Source organism: Streptomyces sp. 8L, from assembly GCF_020176795.1.
Lineage (GTDB): Bacteria > Actinomycetota > Actinomycetes > Streptomycetales > Streptomycetaceae > Streptomyces.
On the sequence record NZ_JAIUKE010000531.1, the window covers coordinates 4,549 to 7,553 of the forward strand.

3 protein-coding genes are annotated in these 3,005 nt (G+C 70.1%); all 3 read right to left on the bottom strand.

The genetic code is table 11. The features are described 5' to 3' along the window. Nucleotides 1–127: 127 nt before the first annotated feature. Genes LCE31_RS33395 through LCE31_RS33405 form a run of 3 tightly spaced genes read right to left on the bottom strand, consistent with a single transcriptional unit; the run spans nucleotide 128 to nucleotide 2,784 of the window. The gene (locus tag LCE31_RS33395; RefSeq protein ID WP_225021167.1) at nucleotides 128–1,501 is read right to left on the bottom strand and encodes a hypothetical protein; all 1,374 of its coding nucleotides are present in this window, start codon (nucleotides 1,499–1,501) and stop codon (nucleotides 128–130) included. 8 nt (nucleotides 1,502–1,509) lie between these two features. Next, nucleotides 1,510–1,785 (bottom strand): hypothetical protein, encoded by a 276-nt coding sequence (locus tag LCE31_RS33400; protein WP_225021169.1) that lies wholly within the window; start codon nucleotides 1,783–1,785, stop codon nucleotides 1,510–1,512. A 3-nt stretch (nucleotides 1,786–1,788) separates the two neighbouring features. Then, nucleotides 1,789–2,784 carry a C40 family peptidase gene (locus LCE31_RS33405; protein ID WP_225021171.1) on the bottom strand — a complete coding sequence of 332 codons (996 nt, stop codon included), beginning with the start codon at nucleotides 2,782–2,784 and terminating at the stop codon, nucleotides 1,789–1,791. Between the last annotated feature and the right edge of the window lie 221 nt (nucleotides 2,785–3,005).

A 3,005-nucleotide genomic window follows, 5' to 3' on the forward strand; every position in this document is an offset into this window, starting at 1 on the left:
TGGGGGTGGCTGGTCTCTTGTGCTCGGTTTTGTCCATACGGGCCGGTCGGGCCTGGGCGCGGCCCCGCCGGCCCGGCCCTGCCGGCGCCGCCCGCCCCCCCCCGGGGCCGGGTGCCTGCCGTGGGGGTTACGGGTTGCGCGGTCCCGGCGGCGTCGGCCGGGCGGCCGGCGCCGGAGACATCCGGTTCGATGCCGGAGCCGTGTTGCCTGATGCCGGAGTCGGCTGACCGCCCCCGCCGTTCCCGCCGCCCGGCGGGGTGGTGCGGAGTTCTGGGGTGGGGGAGCCGGTCGCGGCGGCTCGTGCCTCGCGGCGCGCCTGGCTGATCTGCGCGCTGCGTCCCGCCTCCCGCGTCGCGTTCGCGACAGCGGACTCGGTCGTCAGCCGTGGTGAGCGCTCGCGCTGCTTGATCCCGTAGGCGGCGAACAGCACGCCGCGGTCCTGGTGCACGGCCCGGCCCGGTGTTTCCACCGTCCGATGCCCACGCGGCGCGTTCTCCTGCTCATACACGCGCGGCACCCCCGCTCGCACCACGGCGTGGCCGACCGGGTGGGTCGTGTGGCGCTCCACCAGCTCCCGCACCGCGCCGGCCACCCGAGGACCGATGTAAGGGACGCCGTGGAAAATCATCCGCAGCATGAGCGCGTCCGCGGCGACCAGCAGCACTGCGTCCCCCACGAGCGCGCCCTGCGCGGCCTTCACCAGCGGCGCCACCAGCAGCAGCGCGAACGGGCAGAACATCAACCCCAACAGGCGCTGCGCCCAGGCCCTGAGCGCCGACGTGTCCCCGCTGCGAGCCAGCGAGGCCAGCACCAGGGGCGCCATGCAGACGAACGCGAGGATCCCGAGGTTGCGGGTCAGGAACACCAGCGCCGCGAACCCCAACGCGATCACGAGCGCCCCGAGGATGATCAGGATCGCCAGCGGATTCTGGGCATCCGCGCCGTGCTCCATGTCGCGGGTGATCGCGCCGAACAGGCTGGACTCGTCACTGTCGAACATGGCGGAGAACGAGGCGCTGACCGCTCTGTTCAGCAGTGCCACCGCGCCGGGGACGGCGGCCATGCCGGCCACCGCCACCAGCGCCGAGCCCATCGAGGCGCCCATCTGTCGCAGGCGGGGGGCGCCCTGCCATGCGGTCAGGGCGCACACCACGACCACGCACACGAAGATCGCGACCGCGAGGTGCTGCCCGAGCCACATGAACGGCGTATAGACGCCGCCGCTGGCCTTCTGCGGCGCCCAGGTGCTGCCCGGGGCCACCAGCTCGGTCAGCGTCTTGATCAGACTGTGCACGAGGCCCTGGAGCCAGGAATCGGCGTTGCCGAGCGTGCCGCCCCCGCCCCCGCCGGCGCCGCCGCTTTCGCAGAGCGCTTTGGCGGGGCCGGGGATGTTGGCGCAGTGGTCCGTGCCGCCGCTGTGGGTTCCGCTTCGGCAGTAGTCCAGGGCCAGGCCGGTGAGCTTGGCGCACGGATCGCCCGCCGCCGTGATGATGTTGGGCATGCCGGTCCTCAGCTCTTGGCGCTGGTGACGGTCGCAAACAGCTCGCTGCCGTAGAGGGCGAGGATCACGGCGACGAACAGCGTGCCCAGCGCCGTCGAGCCCTTGCGCAGGGCGCCCTTGGGGTCGTGGGAGAGCGACAGCAGCATCCGCAGCGCGATGATCGCGATCACCGCCGCGATGCCCTTGGTCACCAGACCACCGCCCGTCATGCCGATCGTCTTGAAGAAGTCGGAGAAACCGCCGGACATGTCGACGGGCTTCGCGAGGGTGATGAACGTACGCATAAGTCAGATCTCCTTCTGAGCGTGGGGTACAGGGCGGGCGATGGCATACAGGTCAGTCATCGAATTCAGCGGATCGAACCTGACCTTCGTGCCGGGCTTCGGGGCATTCAGCATCCAGCCGCCACCGACATAGATCCCGACGTGGTGGATACTCGCGGGGCTGGAACCGTAGAAAACGAGGTCACCGGGCTTCTGCTCTCCGGGCTTTACCGGCTCGGAAGCGGTGTACTGCTCGGCCGCCGTGCGCGGCAGGTAGATACCGGCCTGCGCGTAGGCGTAGAGCGTGAGCCCTGAGCAGTCGAAACCGACGATGCTCGCACCGGAATGACCGGCGGGAGAGCAGCAGATTCCCGTACTCGGGCCGTTGGCGTTTCCGCCGCCCCACGAATAAGGGGTGTCGAGCATGTGCTGCGCGGCATTGATAGCAGTGACCGTCTGCGTCGGATCCAGGCTTTTCCCGCCGGGCGCAGGCTGACGGGCAAGTGCACCGATCGTCCGGACGTAGTTCTGTGTCTCTTTGTACGGGGGAACGCCCCCGTACTTTCGAACCGCGGCCGTGCCGGAGTTGTAGGCGGCAAGCATGTTGTCCTGCTTGTTCCCGGGCACGTCGTTGACGCTTTTCGCTATGTCGCAGAGGTAACCGGCTGCCGAAGGGATCGCGTCCCGCGGATCCCAGATGTCCCGCTTCCCGTCACCGTTTCCGTCGATTCCATGGGATTTCCAGGTGGCGGGCATGAACTGCGCCACGCCTTCCGCGCCGACCGGCGACGTCGCTTTCGGGTTGAACCCCGATTCCTGCGTGATAAGCGCGGCCAGGAGATTCGGAGTGACCTCGGGGCACATGTTTCCCGCCGCCTCGATCAGTGACTTGTACGAGCCGGGGACGGCCAGGGTGAGCGCGGTCGACAGGGGATCGCCGCCGGCGCCTTGGACGAGCGCGGCCACGATCACGGCCGCGGTCGCTCCCACGCCGATCGTGACCGCTGCAGAGGCTTTCAACGCCTCATCCCTCCTTCTCAGGGGTTTTCGGTGTTTGTGCAGTTCAGGACCGTCATTGGTATCTGCCAGGGATCTGCCAGGGATCTGCCGTGAACCGCCCGGGGGGGGGGGGGGGGGGGGGGGGGGGGGGGGCGGCGCGGCCGCGGCCCCAAGAGAGCCGCGGGGCCGAGGAGGACGCGGGCGCCGGCGCGGGGGGGGGGGGGCGCGCGGGGGCGGGGGGG

What these genes read in the sequence shown, in the direction of transcription:
- LCE31_RS33395 (WP_225021167.1), bottom strand. Translation starts at nt 1,501, where the DNA reads ATGCCCAACATCATCACGGCGGCGGGCGATCCGTGCGCCAAGCTCACC.
- LCE31_RS33400 (WP_225021169.1), bottom strand. Translation starts at nt 1,785, where the DNA reads ATGCGTACGTTCATCACCCTCGCGAAGCCCGTCGACATGTCCGGCGGT.